At 52.0% G+C, this 21,329-nt stretch carries 27 protein-coding genes; 16 read left to right on the forward strand and 11 right to left on the reverse strand.

The genetic code is table 11. The features are described 5' to 3' along the window. Together FEE96_RS08565 and FEE96_RS08570 are read left to right on the forward strand one after the other, a co-directional pair. On the forward strand, window positions 1–274 hold a 274-nt coding region (locus tag FEE96_RS08565), incomplete at its 5' end, for a flagellar biosynthesis repressor FlbT (RefSeq protein ID WP_138162624.1). Then, a complete protein-coding gene (locus FEE96_RS08570) occupies window positions 271–1,062 on the forward strand; it encodes a DUF1217 domain-containing protein (RefSeq protein WP_138162625.1) in 792 nt (263 codons plus the stop codon). The genes FEE96_RS08565 and FEE96_RS08570, both read left to right, overlap by 4 nt. Before the next feature lie 90 nt (window positions 1,063–1,152). On the opposite strand, the gene FEE96_RS08575 is transcribed toward FEE96_RS08570, so the two are convergent. Next, complete coding sequence (locus tag FEE96_RS08575; protein ID WP_138162626.1) at window positions 1,153–2,481, reverse strand: FliI/YscN family ATPase; 1,329 nt, start codon at window positions 2,479–2,481, stop codon at window positions 1,153–1,155. An 87-nt stretch (window positions 2,482–2,568) separates the two neighbouring features. On the opposite strand from FEE96_RS08575, the gene FEE96_RS08580 reads away from it, so the two are divergent. The 9 genes from FEE96_RS08580 to FEE96_RS08620 are packed head-to-tail and all read left to right on the forward strand — an operon-like array spanning window position 2,569 to window position 7,138. Next, window positions 2,569–2,958, forward strand: coding sequence for a FlgB family protein (locus FEE96_RS08580; RefSeq protein ID WP_138162627.1), 390 nt, complete (start codon window positions 2,569–2,571; stop codon window positions 2,956–2,958). A gap of 14 nt (window positions 2,959–2,972) precedes the next feature. After that, window positions 2,973–3,365, forward strand: coding sequence for a flagellar basal body rod protein FlgC (flgC, locus tag FEE96_RS08585; protein ID WP_138162628.1), 393 nt, complete (start codon window positions 2,973–2,975; stop codon window positions 3,363–3,365). A 22-nt stretch (window positions 3,366–3,387) separates the two neighbouring features. After that, window positions 3,388–3,684 (forward strand): flagellar hook-basal body complex protein FliE, encoded by a 297-nt coding sequence (gene fliE, locus FEE96_RS08590; protein WP_138162629.1) that lies wholly within the window; start codon window positions 3,388–3,390, stop codon window positions 3,682–3,684. Window positions 3,685–3,687: 3 nt separating this feature from the next. Continuing rightward, window positions 3,688–3,960 (forward strand): flagellar biosynthetic protein FliQ, encoded by a 273-nt coding sequence (locus FEE96_RS08595; protein WP_138162630.1) that lies wholly within the window; start codon window positions 3,688–3,690, stop codon window positions 3,958–3,960. Continuing rightward, complete coding sequence (locus tag FEE96_RS08600; protein ID WP_138162631.1) at window positions 3,960–4,673, forward strand: flagellar hook-basal body complex protein; 714 nt, start codon at window positions 3,960–3,962, stop codon at window positions 4,671–4,673. Before FEE96_RS08595 ends, FEE96_RS08600 begins: the two co-directional genes overlap by 1 nt. Before the next feature lie 22 nt (window positions 4,674–4,695). Next, window positions 4,696–5,481: a flagellar basal-body rod protein FlgG gene (gene flgG / locus FEE96_RS08605; protein WP_138162632.1), complete on the forward strand. Its 786-nt coding sequence runs from the start codon at window positions 4,696–4,698 to the stop codon at window positions 5,479–5,481. Then, window positions 5,481–5,897 carry a flagellar basal body P-ring formation chaperone FlgA gene (gene flgA, locus FEE96_RS08610; RefSeq protein ID WP_138162633.1) on the forward strand — a complete coding sequence of 139 codons (417 nt, stop codon included), beginning with the start codon at window positions 5,481–5,483 and terminating at the stop codon, window positions 5,895–5,897. The genes flgG and flgA overlap by 1 nt, the downstream gene beginning before the upstream one ends. Then, complete coding sequence (gene flgH / locus FEE96_RS08615) at window positions 5,897–6,637, forward strand: flagellar basal body L-ring protein FlgH (protein ID WP_138162634.1); 741 nt, start codon at window positions 5,897–5,899, stop codon at window positions 6,635–6,637. Before flgA ends, flgH begins: the two co-directional genes overlap by 1 nt. A 9-nt stretch (window positions 6,638–6,646) precedes the next feature. Then, window positions 6,647–7,138, forward strand: a complete 492-nt coding sequence (locus FEE96_RS08620; RefSeq protein ID WP_138162635.1) for a flagellar basal body-associated FliL family protein — start codon at window positions 6,647–6,649, stop codon at window positions 7,136–7,138. A 120-nt stretch (window positions 7,139–7,258) separates the two neighbouring features. On the opposite strand, the gene FEE96_RS08625 is transcribed toward FEE96_RS08620, so the two are convergent. The 10 genes from FEE96_RS08625 to FEE96_RS08670 all read right to left on the reverse strand — a co-directional run bounded on the left by FEE96_RS08625 (window position 7,259) and on the right by FEE96_RS08670 (window position 17,441). Further along, window positions 7,259–7,654, reverse strand: coding sequence for a hypothetical protein (locus FEE96_RS08625; protein ID WP_138162636.1), 396 nt, complete (start codon window positions 7,652–7,654; stop codon window positions 7,259–7,261). Further along, window positions 7,654–8,739 (reverse strand): flagellar type III secretion system protein FlhB, encoded by a 1,086-nt coding sequence (gene flhB, locus FEE96_RS08630; protein ID WP_138162637.1) that lies wholly within the window; start codon window positions 8,737–8,739, stop codon window positions 7,654–7,656. The genes FEE96_RS08625 and flhB overlap by 1 nt, the downstream gene beginning before the upstream one ends. After that, the gene (locus FEE96_RS08635) at window positions 8,736–9,512 is read right to left on the reverse strand and encodes a flagellar biosynthetic protein FliR (protein ID WP_138162638.1); all 777 of its coding nucleotides are present in this window, start codon (window positions 9,510–9,512) and stop codon (window positions 8,736–8,738) included. The genes flhB and FEE96_RS08635 overlap by 4 nt, the downstream gene beginning before the upstream one ends. Continuing rightward, window positions 9,509–11,542 (reverse strand): flagellar biosynthesis protein FlhA, encoded by a 2,034-nt coding sequence (flhA, locus tag FEE96_RS08640; RefSeq protein WP_425467305.1) that lies wholly within the window; start codon window positions 11,540–11,542, stop codon window positions 9,509–9,511. The genes FEE96_RS08635 and flhA overlap by 4 nt, the downstream gene beginning before the upstream one ends. A 72-nt stretch (window positions 11,543–11,614) precedes the next feature. Further along, window positions 11,615–12,292: a transglycosylase SLT domain-containing protein gene (locus tag FEE96_RS08645; RefSeq protein WP_138163003.1), complete on the reverse strand. Its 678-nt coding sequence runs from the start codon at window positions 12,290–12,292 to the stop codon at window positions 11,615–11,617. Between the two features lie 253 nt (window positions 12,293–12,545). Then, window positions 12,546–14,927, reverse strand: a complete 2,382-nt coding sequence (locus tag FEE96_RS08650; RefSeq protein ID WP_171021659.1) for a hypothetical protein — start codon at window positions 14,925–14,927, stop codon at window positions 12,546–12,548. Continuing rightward, window positions 14,924–15,793, reverse strand: a complete 870-nt coding sequence (gene motA, locus FEE96_RS08655) for a flagellar motor stator protein MotA (RefSeq protein WP_138162640.1) — start codon at window positions 15,791–15,793, stop codon at window positions 14,924–14,926. The genes FEE96_RS08650 and motA overlap by 4 nt, the downstream gene beginning before the upstream one ends. Window positions 15,794–15,870: 77 nt before the next feature. Beyond that, window positions 15,871–16,482: a MotE family protein gene (locus tag FEE96_RS08660; RefSeq protein WP_138162641.1), complete on the reverse strand. Its 612-nt coding sequence runs from the start codon at window positions 16,480–16,482 to the stop codon at window positions 15,871–15,873. Beyond that, window positions 16,482–16,910, reverse strand: a complete 429-nt coding sequence (locus tag FEE96_RS08665; RefSeq protein WP_138162642.1) for a hypothetical protein — start codon at window positions 16,908–16,910, stop codon at window positions 16,482–16,484. Before FEE96_RS08665 ends, FEE96_RS08660 begins: the two co-directional genes overlap by 1 nt. A 9-nt stretch (window positions 16,911–16,919) precedes the next feature. Continuing rightward, a complete protein-coding gene (locus tag FEE96_RS08670; protein WP_138162643.1) occupies window positions 16,920–17,441 on the reverse strand; it encodes a flagellar basal body-associated FliL family protein in 522 nt (173 codons plus the stop codon). 119 nt (window positions 17,442–17,560) lie between these two features. Here FEE96_RS08670 and fliF point away from each other — a divergent pair, with 119 nt between their 5' ends. The 5 genes from fliF (at window position 17,561) to FEE96_RS23965 (ending at window position 21,251) form a co-directional block, all read left to right on the forward strand. Beyond that, a complete protein-coding gene (gene fliF, locus FEE96_RS08675; protein ID WP_138162644.1) occupies window positions 17,561–19,213 on the forward strand; it encodes a flagellar basal-body MS-ring/collar protein FliF in 1,653 nt (550 codons plus the stop codon). Continuing rightward, window positions 19,213–19,809, forward strand: a complete 597-nt coding sequence (locus tag FEE96_RS08680) for an ABC transporter ATP-binding protein (RefSeq protein WP_138162645.1) — start codon at window positions 19,213–19,215, stop codon at window positions 19,807–19,809. The genes fliF and FEE96_RS08680 overlap by 1 nt, the downstream gene beginning before the upstream one ends. Continuing rightward, on the forward strand, window positions 19,802–20,098 hold the full coding sequence (locus tag FEE96_RS08685; RefSeq protein WP_138162646.1) for a FliM/FliN family flagellar motor switch protein: 297 nt from the start codon (window positions 19,802–19,804) through the stop codon (window positions 20,096–20,098). Before FEE96_RS08680 ends, FEE96_RS08685 begins: the two co-directional genes overlap by 8 nt. Further along, on the forward strand, window positions 20,095–20,838 hold the full coding sequence (gene fliP / locus FEE96_RS08690) for a flagellar type III secretion system pore protein FliP (protein ID WP_138162647.1): 744 nt from the start codon (window positions 20,095–20,097) through the stop codon (window positions 20,836–20,838). The genes FEE96_RS08685 and fliP overlap by 4 nt, the downstream gene beginning before the upstream one ends. A gap of 278 nt (window positions 20,839–21,116) precedes the next feature. Further along, window positions 21,117–21,251 (forward strand): hypothetical protein, encoded by a 135-nt coding sequence (locus tag FEE96_RS23965; RefSeq protein WP_281278358.1) that lies wholly within the window; start codon window positions 21,117–21,119, stop codon window positions 21,249–21,251. Window positions 21,252–21,329: the final 78 nt, after the last annotated feature.

Here is a 21,329-nt window from a genome sequence, read left to right on the forward strand (position 1 = left end):
TGCAATCCACCCGGAGAATGCCAATACCCCGGTACGCCGCGTCTGTTACGCCGCCCAGTTGATCCTGACCGGTGATATCGACGCCGAAGAAGATCGCCTGCCAATGCTGCGCCGGATCGAAGACCTAAGCCAGGTGTTCACCGATCCCGATAGCCGTGCTTCACTCGCTGAAGCCACCGAAGCAGTGATCCAGAACAACCACTACCGCTGCCTCAAAGCGCTGCGGAACCTGTTACCACGAGAGGATCGCCTGTTGGCGGTACAAGCATCATGAGCTTTCAACCTATTATACCATCAGATGGCATTGTCGGCTGGAACTTTTTGCAGGCAACCTACGACAAACAATTCGAGACTTTCACGAAGGACGCCGTTCTCCAGCGAGAGACGGACTACTTTATGGAAAACATTGGCAATGTAAAATCTGCCGAAGATTTGGTTGGAGACACTCGCCTGCTAGAAGTTGCTCTTGATGCCTTTGGTCTTGGTGAAGATGTCTATAAAAAGGCCTTTGTCATTAAAGTCCTACAGGACGGAACCTCGGCCGATGACGCCTTGGCCAACAAGTTGGGCGACGACCGCTACGTAAAATTCAGTGAGGCTTTTGGCTTTGGCCCTGGAGATACAATTAAAACCGGGGCTGTCCAGGATATGGCTGATCTGGTGTTTACCAACAAAGTACAGGCTTTTGAAGAAGCGGTTGGAGAGCAGGATCACTCGATGCGGGTGGCAATGTACGGTGAGCGTGAACTTGTAAACCTGGCCACAGATGGCACTAGCGTGAACACCCAATGGTTCAATGTGATGGGCCAACCTGCTCTTCGCGAGATGTTCGAAGTTGCATTGGGCTTGCCAGAAAGTCTTTCAAAAATTGATCTGGACCAGCAATTGGATGCCTTCAAGTCGAAGGCCGAGATTGTGTTTGGTACCAGTGACATCAGCGAATTTGACGACCCTGATATGATGAACAAACTGGTGAATACATATCTGGCACGCCAACAAATCGCAGATTTCAGTGCGTCGCAATCGTCGGGTGCTACTGCCCTGATGCTTCTACAGTTCTGATAACGGACAACAATGAAAAAACGGCGCGGCGGGCATTACCCTGCTCGCGCCGTTTCTAGTACATATCCAGAGTCATAGAATTTGTTGCAATCAGCGACTATTGCCCGCGCGGCGCATCAGCAAATTCAATCGGTTGAAGCTACTTTGGATACCTTCAGCATCATTTTTTCCGAAAAAGCTGTCCAACTCTGGCCAGATTTTTACAGCTTGGTCCAGAACCAGATCGCTCCCCTCAGAATATAGTCCGGCACGAATCATGACTTCTGATTGTTCGTAGGTGCCCAGATATTTTCTCACGTTTGAGATAATCTCATTTTCTTCAGGCGTCGCTGCAGCTGGCAGGCTACGAGAGACAGAGCGCGAAACATCAATAGCAGGGAATCTGCCCCGTTCGGCGATCTCACGGTTCAATACGATGTGGCCGTCCAGAACCCCGCGCAGAATATCAGCGATCGGTTCATCCATATCGGAACCAGCCACCAATACGCTGAACACAGCTGTGATGTCGCCCTGCTCTTCCGTTCCTGTGCCCGCTCGCTCGCATAGGCCAGTGATCAAAGGAGTCACCGAAGGAGGGTATCCGCGAAGGGCTGGTGCTTCGCCCGAAGCAACCGAAATTTCTCGGTGCGCCTCGGCAAATCGGGTCACCGAGTCAGCGAGAAACAGCACATTTTTTCCCTGATCTCGAAAGTGTTCGGCCACAGCCATTGCCGACCAGGCACAGCGCCTCCGAATTAACGCAGACTGGTCCGATGTGGCCGCCACAACGATGGCTCGCTTCATACCCTCAGGCCCAAGAACCTCGTCAACAAAGTGATTCACCTCTCGACCACGTTCTCCAATCAGGGCCATTACCACGACGTCAGCATCCATATGCTGAGCCAATTGAGCCAGAAGTGTGGATTTACCCACGCCCGAACCGGCAAAAAGTCCGACTCGCTGGCCGCTAACGATCGGGAGAATCGTATTCAGGACAGAGACTCCGGTTGGAAGACGAGCTCCCAAAGACTTACGCTCCGCCGCCCGTGGTGGTGGGGCCATCAGATCGCGAGGGTCACCACCACGCATCATTGGGCGCCCATCTAAGGGCGCACCAAAAGGATCAACCACTCTGCCAATCCAATTGTCACCTGGTGCAAATTCTGGCGTTGGATACAACAGAACAGGATCTGAAATTGCTACCTTATTCGGCGCAACATCCGGCAACATGCTGATATAATTACTATTAATCATCATCACTTCACCGGACAATTTGTCTCCATCCTGCCGCTTCAACACCAGGCGATCACCGATTCGTGCATCCGTTCCAAGACCTGAAATTTCGACGACTCCACCCGATATTCCGGTCACCCTCCCCATAGGCGTGGCCAGCTTTTTACTAGCAATCTCCTGGGTCAGTGCATTCAGGTCAGCGGTCATTGCGGTTTCTCCAACAAGTTTCTGAAAACAATTTCTAAAGGAATCGGGGTTAAGTCTTGGTTGAAATCAATCGAGGGAGAAGCCCCGATGTTCACAGAGCTGAATGTCTTTAAACTAGCAAATGCTATGGCGACCCATGCTGGGACACGCCAGGCACTGGTATCGCAGAATATCGCCAACGCCGATACACCTGGTTACCACGCCAAGGACATTAAACCATTTTCCGAAGTCTTTGACGACGATTCGCAGCAAGGCGATATGCGCGCCAGCCGCCACAATCATCTGAACGGGTCATCCGGTCAGGGGATGGACTGGACGGTTAGCGAATCTGGCGCTGGCAATGATCCTAATGACAACTCCGTTTCGATCGAAAGCGAGATCCTGAAAGGGGTCGAAGTCAAGCGCCAGCACGACAAAGCTTTGGCAATCTACAAATCGTCCATGAACGTGCTGCGCGCCAGCCTGGGCCGTGGTTAAGGGAGATCTGAACAATGAGTGAATTTTCCAATGCTCTATCGGTTTCATCAAGCGCTCTAAAAGCACAGGCCACTCGCCTGCGTCATGTATCCGAAAACATTTCCAATGCAGATACACCTGGCTATCGCCGTAAAACTGTTCCGTTCGAAGCAGTGCGCGACATGAATACCGATGCAGAAAGCGTCAAAGTAGGCCGGGTGCATTTGGACCGGACCGATTTGGACCAGGTCTATGATCCTTCACACCCGCTAGCCGATGCTAGTGGCCACTACGAAGGCTCGAACGTCGATCTAATGATCGAAATTGCTGACGCTCGTGAAGCTCAGCGCAGCTATGAAGCCAACCTAAAAATGTTCGATCAGACGCGGCAAATGTCCTCGTCATTGATGGAATTACTTCGCAGATAACTAGAACCTTAGGAGATCCAGAATGGATATTCGCAGTCTTTCCGCCGCCAGTGGCTATGCAGCAGCACGCCCTGCCACCAAAATTGACCCAGAGCATTCCGGCAGCGACGCTGGCGCGCTTCTGAAAAATAGTTTTCAGGATTTCACAGCAACCCTGCAGCAAAGCGAGCAGGTTTCGGTTTCAGCGATGACCGGCGGCGCCGACCCACATGCACTGGTCCAGGCCTTGGCTCAAACTGAGTTGGCCGTTGAAACGGCAGTGACAGTTCGGAACAAGGTTGTTGAAGCCTATCAAGAAATTCTGCGGATGCCGGTCTAAGCCATGATGAGCGAGGGACAATTCTACGACACTCTGCGCCAGGCGATGTGGACTGCTGTCATGACGTCGACACCGATTCTAACTGTCGCATTGGTTGTTGGCCTTAGCATTGGTTTGTTCCAAGCGCTCACTTCTGTCCAGGAAATGACCCTGACGTTTGTGCCTAAATTGGCAGCAATCATGGTCGTTTTCTGGATGACTATGGGATTCATGACACAAACGATGCTGGCCTTTTTTCATGGCCAGATCATCCCACTGATTATTGGAGGTTCGTAATGGAAACCGCAGGTTACGCCACACTCTCTCGCCAAACCGGCCTGATGCGCGAAATGCAGGTTGTTGCGAATAACATCGCCAACTCGGCGACAACCGGATACCGTCAGGAAGGTTTGATTTTTTCAGAGTTCATCCAATCTGGCCCTGGCCAATCGTCGATGTCGATGTCGCGTGCTAACATTCGCAATACCTCGATGGAACAGGGTTCCCTGACACAAACCAACGGCACTTTTGACCTCGCAATCGAGGGTGATGGCTTTTTCAAGGTCGAAACACCGATGGGTGAGCGACTAACCCGATCCGGAGCATTTTCACCTAATGCTGACGGTGATTTGGTTACACCGGACGGCAACCGTGTGCTGGACGCAGGTGGGTCACCTGTATTTGTCCCAGGTGACGCAGAAACAATTCACGTTGCCCCTGATGGTACCATCAGCGCAGATGGAAACCCTTTGGGCCAAATTGGGATATTCAAGCCCGCCGAAGGGCATACTCTGGTTCGTGAAGATGGCGTCATGTTCCGTGTTGATGGTGACATCGAAGAAACTGATCAGGCCCAAATCCTGCAAGGTTTTGTCGAGGGTTCAAACGTCAACGCTATTTCGCAAGTGGCACGGATGATTGAAATTCAGCGCGCCTATGAAATGGGCCAGAGTTTCTTGGAAACCGAAGACCAACGCATCCGCAACGCCATTAAAAACCTGATCAAGTAACACAATTCGTAGGAGAAACCCGATGCGTGCCCTAAAGATTGCAGCCACCGGAATGAGCGCACAACAACTGCGCGTCGAGACGATCTCGAACAACCTCGCCAATATGAACACCACAGCTTACAATGCACGACGGGCAGAGTTTGCAGACCTTCATTATCAACAGGTATCGCGAGCCGGGACAGTGAACGCCTCAGATGGCACTGTACTACCAACTGGTGTCCAGGTTGGCCTGGGTGTGCGCCCATCCGCCGTTTCAGTCTATCTGGCACAAGGGGCGCTTGCGCAGACCGGAAATGATCTGGATGTTGCAATTGATGGCAAGGGCTATCTGGAAGTCACTTTAGCATCAGGCGAGAGCGCATACACGCGTGACGGTTCATTAAAACGATCTGCCGAAGGTCTGATTGTCACGTCAGACGGGCTCGCCGTGTCACCCGATATTACTATCCCGTCGGATGCGCGCAGCATCTCAATTAACGGCGAAGGCGAGGTTTACGCGTATTTTGAAGAAACTGCCGAAGGCCAACTGTTAGGTCAATTGACGCTGTCAGGGTTCGCCAACCCAAAAGGACTTGAAGCCCGCGGGAGCAACCTATTCACCGAAACCGAGGCATCAGGCGCACCTGTAGTCTCCACCCCAGGTGAAGACGGTCTTGGATCACTGCGGCAAGGATACCTCGAGGCCAGTTCGGTTGATGCGGTACGTGAAGTTACCGAGCTGATCGAAGCGCAGCGTGGCTATGAAATGAATGCAAAAGTTATCTCGGCCGTCGACCAGATGATGGGCGCAACCACACAGGTGCGCTGATGAAACTTATTCTAACATTCCTGGCAATTCTGATGGCTCAAACCAGCTGGGCCGATACCTTGGTGCCAGTCCGCACAATCCGAGCCAAGCAGATCATTTCTGCAGAAGATTTGGCTTACAAATCCGTAGATATTGCCGGTGCCTTTTCCGATCCCGCAGACGTGGTCGGGCAAGAGGCCCGTGTATCACTTTACGCCGGTCGTCCAGTACGCCCTGGCGACATCGGCCCACCGGCAATTGTCGAACGCAACGATTTGGTAACGCTAAAGTTCCGCCGTGGCGGGTTGTTGATTGCAACCGAAGGTCGGTCCCTGGGACGTGGCTCCGAGGGTGAAATAATCCGGGCGATGAACCTGTCGTCACGCACTACAATTTCCGGACGCATTAGCGCCGACGGCTCCATTGAGGTAAGATAATGCACAAGAAACTAACAATGACCAAAATGGCGTTGGTCGGGCTTGCTTTGCTTGGCGCCTGTGCTCGTCTGGACCATGTGGGTAAGGCCCCCACCTTTACCCCAGCAAGCGAAACACCTGAACATGTTGCTATGCTGTGGCAGGGATTACCGGTGTCAAGCCAACCGCAGCGTGCCGTTGACGAGGCCTCACTTTGGAGCGGAGCACGGCAATCGTTGCTAGGTGATCGGCGCGCCATTCGTAAGGGCGACATCCTGACTGTGGTGATCGAAATTGATGAGGAAGCCGAAATTTCAAATGGAACCTCTCGTTCCCGTTCAGGTGAGGAAGCCATGGGCGTCTCTAACTTGCTCGGCCTTCCTCAACGACTGGATGAACATTTGCCAGATGGCGCCTCGATGGCCACGGCTGTTGATCTAAATAGCAGCAGCGCCTCTACCGGCAAAGGTTCGGTAAAGCGGAACGAAAAGCTGACGCTGCGTGTCGCGGCGACCATCGTCGACGTCCTGCCCAATGGCGTTCTCGCCATCAACGGATCTCAAGAATTGCGCGTGAACTTTGAGATGCGTGAACTGTTGGTCACTGGTTATGTTCGGCCCGAAGACATCAGCCGACAGAACGAAATCACTTATGACAAAATCGCATCTGCCCGAGTTTCCTATGGTGGTCGCGGACAAATCACAGATGTGCAGCAACCACGTTATGGCCAGCAGTTGCTCGACGTCGTCTTGCCATTCTGAGGAAATCCCATGTTGTCAAAGCTTTTACCAATCATCCTTCTCTTAGTCGGTACCGGAGGCGGTATCGGCGCAGGAGTAATGCTTGCCCCTCCAACCGAGATCGTGGCGTCTGGTGAGATGGAAGGCGAGCATGCAGCCGTCGCAATAGAAGAGAGCCATGAAGAGGAAGGGGAGCCTGAGCATGTATACGTCAAACTGGCAAATCAGTTTGTCGTGCCCGTGGTCGAACGCGATGAACTGTCTGCCCTGGTGGTGCTATCTCTGAGTTTGGAAACATCACAAGAAATGAGCGATCGGGTCTATGCTCTTGAACCAAAACTGCGTGACGTGTTTTTGCAGGTACTGTTCGACCATGCCAATATGGGTGGTTTCAGGGGGGCTTTCACCCGTTCAGATGTGATGATGCCATTGCGAACAGCCTTGCGTGAAGCTGCTCAGCATGAACTTGGTCGCGGTGTTTCTGACGTATTGATCATGGATATATCCCGTCAAGACGTCTGACTTTACCAAAGGCACCAATAAGAGAAGGGCCAATCCCATCTGGGATTGGCCCTTCTCTTATTGGAAGCCTAGGTCTTCTATCATCGAACGGCTCCTCAAGCTTTTAGCTTCCCGCTCTACTTACCCTAGTAACTGCGTTTCTAGTTTCTTGATCTGATCCAGCTTTTTGCGCTTTCGCTCTTGATCGGCCATGGTCTGAACCGCATGTTTGCGACCAAATGCCTTGCGAACCTGGTCCATTGCTTTCAGCTTGCGTGCAGTCACCTGAGCGAGTTCAATATTTAACTGCCGACGAGTTCGGCTGTGCCAACCCTGCCACAGCAAATCAGCGCCCAGCGCCCGCATTGCATGATCCTGTTCACTCTGTTGACGTGTCTCTTTCATCTGTGCGTCAAGTTTGGCCAATTTTCCACGTAGCGCCGCTTCTGCATCCAGGATCGGCTTTATCTTGGCGTGTTCGCGTAGATATTGCGCTTCAGTGACAGCCGCCATTTGGTCCAACATCTTTTGATTCATCAAATCTGCCCTTTGGCCCGTTGACGCATATGTTCCGCAAAACGAATTGCCGCAGCCACCGGTGCATAGTGTTCTTCCAGAACCTCGCCTCCAACTTCAATTGAGGCATGCAATGCCCGCGCTGTCGGAGGATCACTGTGAATTGGAATTGCATTTTCGTTGGCAACACGACGAATCGCGGCCGCAACTTCATCCACACCTTTGGCCACACAAATCGGCGCAGTTCCGCGCTCCCGACCCCACTGCAGCGCCACCGCATAATGGGTCGGGTTGACAATAATCACATCGGCCTTAGGCACTTCCGCCATCATCTGATTCATGGCAATTTCCTGACCACGCTGACGGCGCTTATTTTTCATATGCGGGTCGCCCTCGGAATCTTTGGTTTCGTCCATGATTTCCTTGCGCGACATCATGTTCTTGCGGTGATGCTCCGCATGTTGAAATCCAGCATCGACTACGCCGATAGCAAGGGAGATCAGCAAAGCAATAAATAGGAATTCCATCCCCAACTGCGCGAGCAGAGCCACCACTGTAAAAGAGCTGGTCGCTGATGCAGCAACCATTTCAGGTAGCCGGATGTTCATATAGAAGCCAAGGCAAATCGAATACAGCAATAGCTTGGTAAAGCTCTTGCCAAATTCAAACAGGCCTGCACGTCCAAATTTGTTCTTGGCGTTAGAAATCACCGAAATCCTAGACAGTTTCATCGCCAGCTTGCTAGGTGCAAACACCAGCGCCTTCTGTCCAACAATCGACAAAAGAACCAAACAAAATGGGACAAGAAACCAAGGTAACACTGCGCTGCCAACGCTAGCTAGCAGTCCACCGACTGGTGCTGCAGCCGGACCTTCAAAAAACAACGGAGCCAACTTGTCAGGTTGATCCAACAAAGTCATCAATGCGGACCCAAGTGAGCGGACGGATTCAGCCCCAAAACCATAAAACGCGACGACTAATCCGGCATATGCAGCAGCCACAGACAGGTCTGTGGATTTAGCTACTTCACCTTTTTCTCGCGCCTTGCGTAGTTTTTCTGGCGTCGGATCGAATGTCTTATCTGTATCATCGTCCTGACCACTCATGGCATCCCGCCTCCGGGATTGCCAAAGAATGTCATCAACGCCTCACTCCAGACTTTCAAGATCATCGGGCTGGCCACCATCAGAATAAACAACCCACCAAAAGTGATGACCGGGGCACCAACAAAGGCAACCATCAGTGACGGCATGGCGCGGTTAATGACACCCAACGTCAGGTTGTACAGCACCGAAGCGATGAGAAAGGGCGCAGCCAGAGTAAACGCAAGTGAAAAGGCGCGAGCGACACGGTGAACACCCCATTCGGACATACTGCCACCATTCGGAAACTCGCCTGCGGGAAACATCTGATAAGAGTAAATCAGAAATTCGGCAACACGAACATGCAAGCCCAACATCATCGCCAATGCCAGACCACCGATCAACAATACCGCTCCGATCGCGGGCATTGGCTCGGACCCAATTCCACCCAAAACCTGAGATAGCGAAGTCGCCTGTGCAGCCATAGCCCCAGCTGTCTGAAGTGCATGTACAAAAAACCGAATGGTAACGCCCAGCGCTAGCCCAATGATCGACTCAGTCACTGCAAAACTGGCGTAGTGCATCATTCCATCTGGCTGAGGAAACGTTGGCAATGCGGGTGCCACGATAAAGGTAAATGCCACTGCGATCACCAGCTTAATCCGGATAGATACATATTGCTCACCAAATCCCGGCAGCAGTGCGGTCAATGCGGAAACGCGCAAAAAAACAATTGCACCGTGCCAGAAACCAGCCCCTAAAAACGCCACTAGTTCGGCTGGCAAAAATGGTGTCATGCGGCAACCATACCGACCAGCGCCGGTCGCGCATCCAGCCCGATTTCTTCGAACGAAAGCACGGGGTTGGAAATTCCACGGGCCTTGAGGATTGTCCGTAAAAACCGACGACGACGAGTTGAAGTGACAACGGCGGGGAAAATCCCCTGTTCAGTGATCATGTTCAAACGATCTGACAGCCCTTCGGCCAACCGGTTGAATAGATCCGGCGGCAGAGCAATATCCATCCCGCCCCCTTGTGTTTCAATCTGATAGGTCGAGAATGTATCTTCCCATTCCGGCGCCAATTGCACCAACGGAATGGTACCGTCTTCGCGCTTCATCTCTGCTACCAACTGAAAACCAAGACGCTGCCTTACGTGCTCACAAATCATCTCGGGTTGAGTGCTGCGTAGCCGAGCCTCTGCTATCGATTCCAGGATCAACGGCATATTTCGGATTGAAACTCTCTCGTCCAACAACAACCGCAGGACCGAATGTAGCGTATCTACTGGCACTTTATCAGGGACCAATTCATCCAACAGTTTCTTGTTGGCTTCTGAACGAAAGTCATCAGACAGTTGCGTCATCTCGTTCAACAAACGACGAAGAGACTTCAGAGTTAGCAAACGTGAGAAATTTTGCTTCATGACTTCAAGCAAATGCGTGGCCAAAATTTCTGGCGGCGTCACAATCGTAGCGCCGATCAGCGCGGCATCTTCTTGATGTTTAGTTGAAATCCAACGTGCCGGCGCACCATAAACAGGTTCGGTTACATCTGTGCCGCTAGGCAACGAATCATGGGCATCAGGCATCAACGCCAACACCATGTCCGGATGCAAAGTTCCAGTCGCCTGCTCAACCCCCTGCACTCGGATCACATAGGTACCCATTTGCAGCTCTGGTTCGTCGGTCAACCGTATTTCGGGAAGAATCAAACCAAAGACACTCGCCACATGCGTCCGCATATTGGCAATCCGGGTATCCAAGCCAGTGCCAGCATCCAGAACCATTCCAACCAGATCTGGGGAAAATTCTAGATGCACGTCGTCCAGGTCTAAGATGTCACCTAGGGGCTTGGCCGCAACTGCTTCTGTTCCCTGTTCGATCTGCTCCTCGATCTCGGCCTCTTCCTTGTCTTTGATCCGCTTGTACATTTTGTAAGCAAAGAACCCCAGAAGGCTGCCTCCGAGGAAGAAGGGCAAAAATGGCAGGCCTGGCACCAGAGCAAACAAACACATCAGAATAGAAACGGTCGCCAGAGCTGCAGGGTGTTTGCCCATTTGATCTGTAAGCGCAACATCGGTCGCACCTTGGTTGCCACCCCGGGCTAACAGCAGCGCCGCAGCGATGGAAATAATGACAGATGGGATCTGCGATACCAGGCCATCGCCAACAGTCAGAATAGCATAGGTTTCAAATGCAGCGCCAACAGGCATCCCCTGGACCAGGACCCCCATAGCCAGCCCCATCACCAAATTCATCATGGTGATCAGCAGCCCAGCAACTGCATCACCCTTTACAAATTTTGAGGCACCGTCGAGAGAACCAAAGAAAGTGGTTTCCTGCTGTTCACGTTCGCGACGCTCTTTGGCGGTGGCATGGTCGATAGCACCAGCGGACATGTCCGCATCGATCGCCATCTGTTTACCCGGCATCGCATCCAAAGCAAAACGAGCGCCAACTTCGGCCATCCGCGCAGCGCCTTTGTTGATGACCATAAAGTTTACGATCAACAGTACGCCAAAGACCACCAGCCCCAAGAACACGCTGCCACCCATGACAAATTGGGCGAAACCCTCAATCACATTACCAGCTGCGTCAGTACCGGTGTGCCCTTGACCGATGATTAGCTTGGTTGAAGACACGTTTAACGACAAGCGCAGCATCAGCGAAGCCAGAAGAACTGTTGGAAACGCTGAAAAATCCAGTGGCCGTTCAATGAACAACGTGAGGGTGAAAATTAAAATGGCTAGGCCAAAAGAAGCCGCCAACCCAACATCCAACACCCAAGCAGGCATAGGCAGGATCATCATCACAATGACTGCCATCAAGGCGAGAGCAAGTAGAACGGTTGGGCTGAACAGCTCTTTAGTTGAAAAATTTGGCACGGTTGTGAGCTTTCATTCAAACATAATCAGGGCACGCGCGGACGCAACGGATCCGGCCATCGGCACCAAAGAGCCCATGGAAACAGATCCCTGTGCAATCAATGGTGCGGGTGCGTGAAGGCTTGCCAAAGGCAACGGTCCGGTAGATGTGCGTTGACGGCGTTCGCGGCCAGGCAATGCAGCCACTACAGTGGAAGGCGACAGGTCGGCCCGAATACGGTCAAAACGGGCGGTATATCGATTAGCGTAGGTAGGGGTGCGCGAATGATAGGCACCGGCGGCCTTAGACCAGTCACCCATTTCCGCATGTAGTTTTTTTAGAAACTTGGCTGCATATTGCGCGTTTGCAACGGGATCAAACATTTGATCGATCGAATCAAACGCGGCACCATGCCATTTGAAATTGATCTGAAAACACCCAACGTCAAAGCTACGGGCCCCTCGCTTAAAATGTGAGAACACATATGCGCGAGCTTCATCTTCAGTTTGAAACCACTTCCCCGCCCCTTCCATATTGACGGTCCAAGGCCAGGGCTGGAGACCCTGGTTGCCACCACGTCCGGTTTCCGTCCGTGTTATGGTGCGGAGCACATCAAGGGGCACCCCCTGATCACGCGCGGCTCGCTGTGCAGCCAAATCACATAAGGCCGCCACACGCTGCGTAGAAGCCTGAACTAGGGCCGGTGACATCAAACTTGAAATCACAGTCAGACATAGCAAACTAGCAGCGATTCCCCGGTTTCGTGGGAATGCACCGTCTGGTTCGCAGTTACTGCGGTTCAATTCTTTGTTTTTCTTCGGCATTCTGCCTAATCCAACTCAGGTTTCACCCATCCTTCAAAGTAGGCTCAGAGGATTGACAAAACGTTATCGCGTTAACCAAAAGACCGCCCAATTTGGGCGGCCTGATAGAATTCAATTTGGGTATTTTCCTCGCGTCCGCTTAATTTGAACTCTCAGGGTCACGTGCTACCCCTCGTAGCAAGGCTTCAATACTATCACGCGTACCAACGCTGCTTTCGACCAAGGCACGTGCATGGGCTAAAGGAGTCATTTCATCTGGTTCCTGCACTTGTACATCCAATTGAGCAGTCACTTCGGCAACTTGGCCAAACTGGCCTTCGCCGGGTTCAATTGCATCCAGATTTTCGGAATGCCAAAACCCCCTGGCAGCGGCGTCCGTTTCTTGTTCGACCATCAGATATTCACCCGCACGGTCAAACTCTCCGTTTCGCCACAAAGCCTCTGCCCGAAGTTTGTTCGCCTCGGCGCCGTCCAGCCCCATCAATTCAACCAATGCCCGATGTGGCAGATCCATGCCAAGAGCTGCTTCTGCCATCATCAATCGACGTGTTTCATCAGCTGGTTCCAGCGCCAATTTTACCAGTAGCGATTGCGCCTGTTCGGAGAACCCCAAGTCGAGCAACCGTCGTGTCATCATTTCAGCCACGGGAGTGGCTTCTTTGGGTGTTGCTTGCTCGGCAAAAATCAACGCATATTTCAAGAACGTCACATCATCTGCACGCTCAGTCAGCAACGTCATCAGTGGTTCCATCGCTGTGACACGAGCAATCGGTCCGTCTTGCTCAGACAGATTTTCCAGTGCTTCAAACGCCGTTTGAAATTGACCTGTCAGCGCCAGCGCCATGACTTCAGTAAGACGCAGCTCAGCACCAAGTTCACCATCACGGCTCTCCAACTCATAAGACGCGATCAGATCTGGCAAATCTGGAGATAATGCTTTGCGTTCTTCAAAGCTCAACGTAATCAAATCCATCAATGCCCGCGGTGCATTTTCAGTACGCTCCGCAACTTCTTCCTTCAATTCATCGGCCATAGTTTCGGTATCACCGGTCAGATCAGCAAAAGCCGCCTGAGCCAAGTTAATATCAGGTACCTCTTCTACTCCGGAGCGATCAATCGACCGCAGCGCCGAAGCGGCCATATGCTCATCACCCTTCTCCGAAAACATAGTACTAATTTTCGGCCCCAGATGTACGCGCAAATGCACAGGCATACGTGCCAGTGTTTGCTGAATTGCCTCAGCGTTTGCATTGCTCTTTATTGCACCGTCAGCAATAGCCGCCCAGAACGCGACATCACCATCACATCCCTGCTGGCCTGCAAAGGGATGTGTAATGGGCAAGCTTCCGCCATCTTGCAGTACTGCCAGTGCAGTCAGGACTTCTGTGTTGGCTGCGCCCGGCGGCAGCATTGCCAACACAATGCGCGCCTCAGCTCCAAATCCAAAATATAGGTAGGTTTTGGCCAAGGAAATAGCAGCACCCAAATCGATCTCATCAAATTCTTTGAATAGCTCAGAGCGAAGCGGGCCAATCTGATCGGCAAAAGGCAATTCATTACCCCAGTTGTAAACCGCCAGATCCTTAGTCCGTGTACAGTGCAATTTCTCATCCGCACCCTGGTCATGTAGCGGCATTAGACCCATGTCCCGGTCAACAGCTGTTGTCACAGACAAATGGTCCAATGGGTTCAACGGCCGGTCCTGAATGCCCAACGGTGCAACCATAGTAGGTACTTGTTCGTCGCTAACCTCAGTCATGACCAAATCCAGCAAACCCTGATTGGTTGCGCGTCCGATCTGCTGTAGTAAACGATGCTCGGATGCATTTACCGCCGCGGCGCGCGCGGTTTCATCAAGGTCTAAAAGCAAGTTCACATCAGGCAGAGTTGCCTCTTCCTGATCCAACGCTACTTGCGTTTGCAGCGGCGTTACCGGGTCCGGCAAGGTAACAACGGGTTGCGGCTCTGGCGCGACCTGAACTTGAGGCTCCCTTAGAGAGTGGCCAACTATTGCGGCGCGACTCGCCAATGCTGCAGCCAAATTCAACTCGGTCCGAGATTGTTCGATACGTCCTGGCGTTAGGTCGAACCGGTACCCTGAAGCTCCAGCTAGACTGCCCAAAGGTAAGACGCCGCTTGAAGATGAATATGTTTGTCCGGGTTTTCCATCTCGGACATCGATGACCAGATAGCCATCTTTCTGGACATATGACTTCAGTTCACATTCACATCCAAGTTGAATTCGTAGCGGTGCCCCTGCCCCATTTTGTTGAAATGACTGCAAACGGGTACGAGGAATGAAGTTGAAAACCTGAGCGGTATCAAAAACAGCTTCTGGTCGGTCAATTTTCAATGTTGCCGTTGTTCCTGACTGTGTCAGTGACCAGTTGGTTTTATCAGGCAAACGCATAACCAGACGGGAAAACCCATCATGTTCGCCGGAGCGGGCAACAATGGTCTCGGCCTGGGCCGGAATGGCCACCATCATGGTGACCAAAAATGCGATTGCCTGGCGGATCATGCGGCTTCCTGTTTCACAGACTTTAGGGCTTCTTCTAACTCAGAAAATCCCGGACGGATGTGTGAGGGCGTATTTTGACGACCAACTTCAATACAAATTGCTGCGGCGTGATTGTGCAGGTTTGCTACCAATACTTCGCGAATAAGTTGGTAAAAGTGTGCGTCTTCTTCGGTGACGGCTTTTACCTTTGCAGCAAAAGGACCCACCAAACCATAGGCAAGGAAAACGCCAAGGAAGGTACCAACAAGAGCACCACCAATCATTTTACCCAGAATTTCTGGCGGTTGGTCAATTGACCCCATGGTCTTGATGATACCAAGAACCGCCGCAACAATTCCCAACGCAGGCAGACCATCAGCGAGTGTCTGCAGAGCATGGCTTGAATGCATTGCATGGTGGTGGTTGGCTTCAATACGTTTTTCCAGAACCTCTTCTACCTGATGCGGATCATCATAGTTCATCGAGGCCGAACGCATGGTATCGCAAATCAGGTTCACAGCTTCTTTGTCTGCCAAAATACGAGGGTATTTTCCAAACACTGTAGAATTTTCAGGATCTTCGATGTGCTGTTCAACTTCAACTGGGTTTGCGCGAGCGATTCGAATGAGCCCAAATAGCAAACACAACAAGTCACGGTAGTCTTCAGGTTTCCACTTGGGGCCTTTGAACACTTTACCCATATCTTTCAAGGTGTGCTTGATACCAGCCATGTCATTGCTGATCATAAAGGCGCCCACACCGGCACCGCCAATCATCATCATTTCAAATGGCATGGCTTTGACAATGATTCCCATCTTGCCGCCAGCGGCAAGGTAGCCGCCGAATACCATGACAAAGATCACTACAATGCCAACAATGCCGATCATAAGGATTCTCCGAAATTCATTACTTTCTAGAAACTTAGGTGAGTCTTCTTAAAAATTCCTAAGCTTCGGAGTAGGTTTTACTCTTTTGGGACAGAACCATTTCGCCCAGCCAGCACTACGCTGATGGTATAGGCCACCTGCGGGCTAAGACCGGCCATGATACCAGCTGCAGCCTCGGGCTTCATTCGAGCCAGAAAGCCCGCAGCAAACCCAGGGTCCATTTCCTCAAATAGTGGCGCCGCTTGTTTTGGCTTCATCTGCTCATAAACGGCAGTCAGGCGGAACAAGTCGTTTTCAGTCGCACCGTCAGCCAAGGCAAGTGTCTCTTCGAGCTTCACCTCAGCGGCCTCTAAAGCCGCAAGTTTGAGAGTGATAGCTTGATCGGCTAGCTCCATCGCTTTGACCCGATCCTCGATCTCAGCCTCACGCGCAGCTAATGCCTCTTCTCTTTGCTGAAATGCCGCGAGCATGTGCTGGAATTCTACCGAAGATGGCCCTGATTCGTGCTGCACGACTTCGTCACCTGAAGGCAGGTCAGCCTCTGGAAGGCTAGCCACTTCACGCGCAATCGCTGGTCCAGCCTCAAACCCCAAACGCAGAGCAGCCGAACCAATCAACAGCACTGCCAACATAAACAAAGTACCAACTCGTGTCCGGCGGCCATTTTTGGGTTTAAGAGTATTAGACATCAGGCAACCCGACTTTGATTGCGGTTATGACGTACAAACATCAAACCTGCAGATTGTTTCTCAGCTTCTTCTGGTGCCGGTTCGGATTTGAGAGCTGTAGCCAGGGCATCGCTCTCCTCACTTGGCCGCGCAACAGTTGAGGCCGCTGGCAAGTCATGCATCGACGCCATTGTCAGCTCCAGTCGCTGAGCAACCGATTCGGCACGAGCTGTTAGCTCACCCAACACTTTGCTCGATCCATCCGATGTTGCGCGAGCTGCCACCAGAGATTTGTTTAGATCATCAACTTGGGCAGACAACACAGCGACCGCTCCGCCGACCCCCTTTTCGAGATCGTTGAAGCGATTAAGTCGGCGTGCCAACACAAAACAATAAAAACCAGCCCCGAGGGCGCCCGCAACAAGTAGGATATCTGCAATCATTTCCATCCTGTCCTCCTAGTTCAATACGAAGTCCATTATCAGCAAATCTCGAACACGCCCCTGTCCAGTAGCAATGTTGATCCGCCGTAGCATCTGCGCTCGCAGTTTCGGTAAAGCCATCGGATCTGCCAGATCCGCTATTTCCAACGCTCTAAGATAGCTGTTCAGTACATCGACAACGCGCGGAAGAATCTTTTCGACTTCGGCCTGGTGAGCCACATCGACTTCCAACTGTGCCCGAAACCTCAAATGCTTTAGTCCGCTTGCCTTACGCAGCGTAATCACAATTGGGTCCATTTCGATAAAGGCAAGATTGGCGATATCTTCCGCTGTCTCACCACTATCTACCCCGGCTGGTACCGATTCTACCGCATGAGTCGTTTGCGGATCAGCTGTTTTACCAAGCGGAAGCAATCCCGATTGAACAGCGTAAAAACCGCCGCCACCACCAGCAATAGCCAGCACAACTCCAATGATCAGGGGCATCTTACTCGGCTTGGCCGGTGCTTCTTCTAGATCTGCTGTAGCGTCTGTCATGACAATTCCTAAAACGTCGAACAAACTCTTCATAACCTCAGAGTGGCTAACCGAATGTTAAGGCCAATCATTCAAAACGGTTGCAAGCCGAGCAGAATGTCGGTTCGACGGAGGTTAAAGTGCAGCAGATCAAGAATGTCTGGGCAGGTTTGGATACGCGCAAGCGTCTGATCATCGTGGGTTCCACGGTCATCATGATTCTCAGCGTGCTTGCAATGTCCCGTGTGGCGAATACGCCCACGATGAAATTACTCTATGCCGGGCTGGACAGCAGCTCGGCAGGTCAAGTGGTACAGTCGCTAGAACAGCGCGGTACTCCTTATGAAGTACGAGGCGGGTCAATTTATGTCCCGGTCGACCAACGCGACGAGCTGCGTATGACGCTTGCCAGTGAAGGTTTGCCGGCGAATGGGAACCGTGGCTATGAACTGCTTGATTCGCTCAGCGGGTTTGGCACCACGTCTCAAATGTTCGATGCTGCGTATTGGCGTGCTAAAGAGGGTGAGCTAGCCCGCACAATTGTTGCTAGCCCATATGTTACTCAGGCACGGGTGCATATCGCCAACACCGGCTCCAACCCCTTCCAACGTAGTGTTGAACCAACAGCTTCAGTTTCGCTTGTACCGATGGGGTCCCCGATATCCCCGACCCAGGCCAACGCAGTTCGCTTTCTAATCGCTTCGGCGGTGACTGGCCTTGCTGTTGAAAATGTCGCCGTAATAGATGCCAATGGCTCTCTGATCGGCACACCAGAAACGGCGGCGGCTACAGGAGCTGGATCCGATGATAGATCACAATCGATTCGTGACCGGGTCATCCGTTTAGTCGAGGCTCGCGTTGGACAGGGCAACGCTGTGGTCGAGGTCAGTGTTGATATCGTCACTGATACCGAATCCATTCGGGAAAAGCGCGTCGACCCGGAAAGTCGCATAGCCATAAGTACGGACGTAGAAGAGCGTGCCGATTCTTCGAGCAACCAATCCGGCGAAGTTACAGTGGCCTCTAACATACCTGATGGTGACGCTGCTTCCGGTGATGGTTCCAAAGCCAACACCAGCTTAACTCGCGAACGAATCAACTATGAAATATCGGAAACTGAGCTGCAAATCACTCGTGGCCCTGGCGCCATTAAACGATTGACCGTGGCCGTGTTGGTAAACGGGCTCAACTCTACCAACGAGGCTGGCGTTGCCGAATTTACACCTCGCCCTGAAGAAGAACTGGCATCTATGCAGGAGTTGATCGCAGCAGCCATCGGTTTTGACGCTGAACGTGGTGATGTCATTACATTAAGGTCAATGGAACTACCGACAATCGAACCTCAGGGCACAGTCGTCTCCACATCTATGATGGACAATATCTATCTCGATGCCATGTCCCTGATCCAGATTGCTGCCCTAGCATTTGTTAGTCTGATCTTGGGGCTGTTCGTCCTCAAGCCAATCCTATCCAACAAAGCGCCACAGGGGGCTTTAGAGGGTCCAGAGCCTCTGGCTGATCTGCCTCAACTTGGCGGTGGCGACATGATGAGCAATCCCGACATGGGCATGGGAATGGGAATGGCACTAACAGGTGAGATCGATGACGGTGCGCCTAGCCAGTTTGACGCCATGGGTGGCATCGGTGACATGGGAGGCATGGGCGGACTACCTGCTTTGGGCGGTGGTTCGGAAGATCCCGTCGACCGCTTACGCGCCATGATTGGCGATCGCCAAGAAGAAACTGTCGAAATTCTACGCGGCTGGCTTGAAGAGAGCGAGGAGAAAGCTTGATGACTATTGCTCACCTATTAGAAGATTTTGGAAATGCTGGCAAAGTTCAACCCGTACAGACGGTTTCGGATGAACTTTTGGAAGAGGAAAAGCTGGTCTCGTTCGAGAATGGTTACACAGCAGGCTGGGACGACGCGGTCGGAGCCCAAGACAGTGAAACCACCAAGATATCAGCCACACTGGCAAATTCACTCGAAGACATGAGTTTTACTTTTCACGAAGCTCAAAGCCAATTGATCGAATCGCTCGATCCAATGCTCAAGGTGCTGACTAGCGCTATCCTGCCAGACGCCATGGCGGCCAGTTTCGGGCATCACATTGTTGACCAGCTGACAGATATGGCAAAGGGCCAAACCACTCAACCACTGGTGATTTCCGTAGCTGCAGGTGAAGCTGCAGGAGTACGGTCAGCACTGAATCAGAACTTCTCCGTCGAGGTAAAAGTGCGCGAAGCCGCTGACCTGGCGCCAGGTCAGGCCTACCTACGGGTTGGGAATCTCGAACGTGAAATAAACAGTGCAGCATTGCTCGACTCGATCCGTGATTCAGTCGATGCCTTCTCCTATCAAGTCAAAGAGGACGCCAACTATGGATGACAACTCCGATCTCAAGACAAAGACTTCTGACACTGGCAATCCGTTCAATTCGGTTCCCGTCGAGGTAGTCGTTTCCGTTGGGAAGGCCCGACCGCTAATTCGCGATTTGGTTAATCTAGGTGAAAATGCAGTTCTGACGCTGGACAAACGAGTGGAGGACCCCGTTGACCTATATGTAGGCGACCGTCTGGTTGCCCGCGGCCAACTGGAAGAGATGGAAGGCGATCAGGCCGGGCAACTGGCGGTTCGTCTCACAGAAATTGCAGATCTGCAGAGCGGGTTGGGATGACGCAAAAGTCCTTTTTATTTGTTACGCTGGCAGCTTTGACGCTGCTGGCGATGCCACAGATTGCGCAGGCTCAAGAGCTGAACCTGTCTCTAGCTGACAACGGATCAATTTCCGCCCGTTCAATACAGCTAATTTTACTACTTACCGTGCTTAGTTTGGCTCCAGGCCTAGCTATCATGATCACGTGTTTTCCATTTCTGGTAACTGTGTTGTCGATTGTTCGACAAGGCATTGGTATGCAGCAAGCCCCGCCAAACATGCTGATCATCAGCTTAGCGCTATTTTTGACATACTTTGTGATGGAGCCCGTGTTTACGGACGCTTGGACTCACGGCATTGGCCCCTTGATCGAAGAGGAACTGGGTGTCGAAGCGGCTATGATCCGCTCCTTGGAACCATTTCGTGCCTTTATGGCTGCCCGATTAGATCCAGATACATTTTATGCAATGTCAGATCTGCGACCTGGACTGCAGGGGATAGATCCAACTCCAGACGCACCACTTTCGGTCCTGATTCCCAGCTTTCTGTTGTCCGAGATTTCCCGAGCTTTTCAGATTGGATTTCTGGTCTTTTTGCCATTTTTGATCATCGATCTTGTCGTTGCCGCTATCCTGATGTCGATGGGGATGATGATGGTTCCACCCGCAGTGGTTTCCCTGCCCTTCAAACTGGCCTTTTTTGTGGTTGCTGATGGCTGGAGCCTAATCGCTAGCGCGCTGGTTCGCAGTTACTACCCCTGAAATAGCCCAATCCATCTACCACTAAAGGCCTCCGGTTGGTTTTCCAACCGGAGGCCTGTTTATGTCAAATGACATCTAACAATTGGCTGGGAATACCATGCCCCGTCAGAAAATCAGATACACCTCACCAGGCCAGGGTGATTGGCAAGAATTGACGACCGATCAGGGGGTCCAATGGTATTGAAACACGTGAGAAACTTTAACTGGAGCAGAAATCATTGGGAGGACTCTCACCTTCGCTAATGACCTCGCCCAGCCTCGGAAAACAGGATCCCAAGATGATGCCTGCACGTGCTAGGTTTTTATCAATCAAAACCATCGCATTGCCGATCTTCCAGATGGGCTACAACATTGACCATCTATGTTGTGTCACCGACAGCGGCACCCATCCGGATACAAATTTGACCGCCTGATTTCTACGGCTGTCCCCCTTTGAGAAATGGATGGTTACCTAATCTAAGCTGAACTGCCAAACTCTCCAGGAAATGCTG

It is taken from the genome of Parasedimentitalea maritima, assembly GCF_005771405.1.
Taxonomy (GTDB): Bacteria; Pseudomonadota; Alphaproteobacteria; order Rhodobacterales; family Rhodobacteraceae; genus Parasedimentitalea; species Parasedimentitalea maritima.

What these genes read in the sequence shown, in the direction of transcription:
- FEE96_RS08570 (WP_138162625.1), top strand. Translation starts at nt 271, where the DNA reads ATGAGCTTTCAACCTATTATACCATCAGATGGCATTGTCGGCTGGAAC.
- FEE96_RS08575 (WP_138162626.1), bottom strand. Translation starts at nt 2,481, where the DNA reads ATGACCGCTGACCTGAATGCACTGACCCAGGAGATTGCTAGTAAAAAG.
- FEE96_RS08580 (WP_138162627.1), top strand. Translation starts at nt 2,569, where the DNA reads ATGTTCACAGAGCTGAATGTCTTTAAACTAGCAAATGCTATGGCGACC.
- flgC (WP_138162628.1), top strand. Translation starts at nt 2,973, where the DNA reads ATGAGTGAATTTTCCAATGCTCTATCGGTTTCATCAAGCGCTCTAAAA.
- fliE (WP_138162629.1), top strand. Translation starts at nt 3,388, where the DNA reads ATGGATATTCGCAGTCTTTCCGCCGCCAGTGGCTATGCAGCAGCACGC.
- FEE96_RS08595 (WP_138162630.1), top strand. Translation starts at nt 3,688, where the DNA reads ATGATGAGCGAGGGACAATTCTACGACACTCTGCGCCAGGCGATGTGG.
- FEE96_RS08600 (WP_138162631.1), top strand. Translation starts at nt 3,960, where the DNA reads ATGGAAACCGCAGGTTACGCCACACTCTCTCGCCAAACCGGCCTGATG.
- flgG (WP_138162632.1), top strand. Translation starts at nt 4,696, where the DNA reads ATGCGTGCCCTAAAGATTGCAGCCACCGGAATGAGCGCACAACAACTG.
- flgA (WP_138162633.1), top strand. Translation starts at nt 5,481, where the DNA reads ATGAAACTTATTCTAACATTCCTGGCAATTCTGATGGCTCAAACCAGC.
- flgH (WP_138162634.1), top strand. Translation starts at nt 5,897, where the DNA reads ATGCACAAGAAACTAACAATGACCAAAATGGCGTTGGTCGGGCTTGCT.
- FEE96_RS08620 (WP_138162635.1), top strand. Translation starts at nt 6,647, where the DNA reads ATGTTGTCAAAGCTTTTACCAATCATCCTTCTCTTAGTCGGTACCGGA.
- FEE96_RS08625 (WP_138162636.1), bottom strand. Translation starts at nt 7,654, where the DNA reads ATGAATCAAAAGATGTTGGACCAAATGGCGGCTGTCACTGAAGCGCAA.
- flhB (WP_138162637.1), bottom strand. Translation starts at nt 8,739, where the DNA reads ATGAGTGGTCAGGACGATGATACAGATAAGACATTCGATCCGACGCCA.
- FEE96_RS08635 (WP_138162638.1), bottom strand. Translation starts at nt 9,512, where the DNA reads ATGACACCATTTTTGCCAGCCGAACTAGTGGCGTTTTTAGGGGCTGGT.
- flhA (WP_425467305.1), bottom strand. Translation starts at nt 11,542, where the DNA reads ATGGCAGTCATTGTGATGATGATCCTGCCTATGCCTGCTTGGGTGTTG.
- FEE96_RS08645 (WP_138163003.1), bottom strand. Translation starts at nt 12,292, where the DNA reads ATGTCACCGGCCCTAGTTCAGGCTTCTACGCAGCGTGTGGCGGCCTTA.
- FEE96_RS08650 (WP_171021659.1), bottom strand. Translation starts at nt 14,927, where the DNA reads ATGATCCGCCAGGCAATCGCATTTTTGGTCACCATGATGGTGGCCATT.
- motA (WP_138162640.1), bottom strand. Translation starts at nt 15,793, where the DNA reads ATGATCGGCATTGTTGGCATTGTAGTGATCTTTGTCATGGTATTCGGC.
- FEE96_RS08660 (WP_138162641.1), bottom strand. Translation starts at nt 16,482, where the DNA reads ATGTCTAATACTCTTAAACCCAAAAATGGCCGCCGGACACGAGTTGGT.
- FEE96_RS08665 (WP_138162642.1), bottom strand. Translation starts at nt 16,910, where the DNA reads ATGGAAATGATTGCAGATATCCTACTTGTTGCGGGCGCCCTCGGGGCT.
- FEE96_RS08670 (WP_138162643.1), bottom strand. Translation starts at nt 17,441, where the DNA reads ATGACAGACGCTACAGCAGATCTAGAAGAAGCACCGGCCAAGCCGAGT.
- FEE96_RS08680 (WP_138162645.1), top strand. Translation starts at nt 19,213, where the DNA reads ATGACTATTGCTCACCTATTAGAAGATTTTGGAAATGCTGGCAAAGTT.
- FEE96_RS08685 (WP_138162646.1), top strand. Translation starts at nt 19,802, where the DNA reads ATGGATGACAACTCCGATCTCAAGACAAAGACTTCTGACACTGGCAAT.
- fliP (WP_138162647.1), top strand. Translation starts at nt 20,095, where the DNA reads ATGACGCAAAAGTCCTTTTTATTTGTTACGCTGGCAGCTTTGACGCTG.
- FEE96_RS23965 (WP_281278358.1), top strand. Translation starts at nt 21,117, where the DNA reads ATGATGCCTGCACGTGCTAGGTTTTTATCAATCAAAACCATCGCATTG.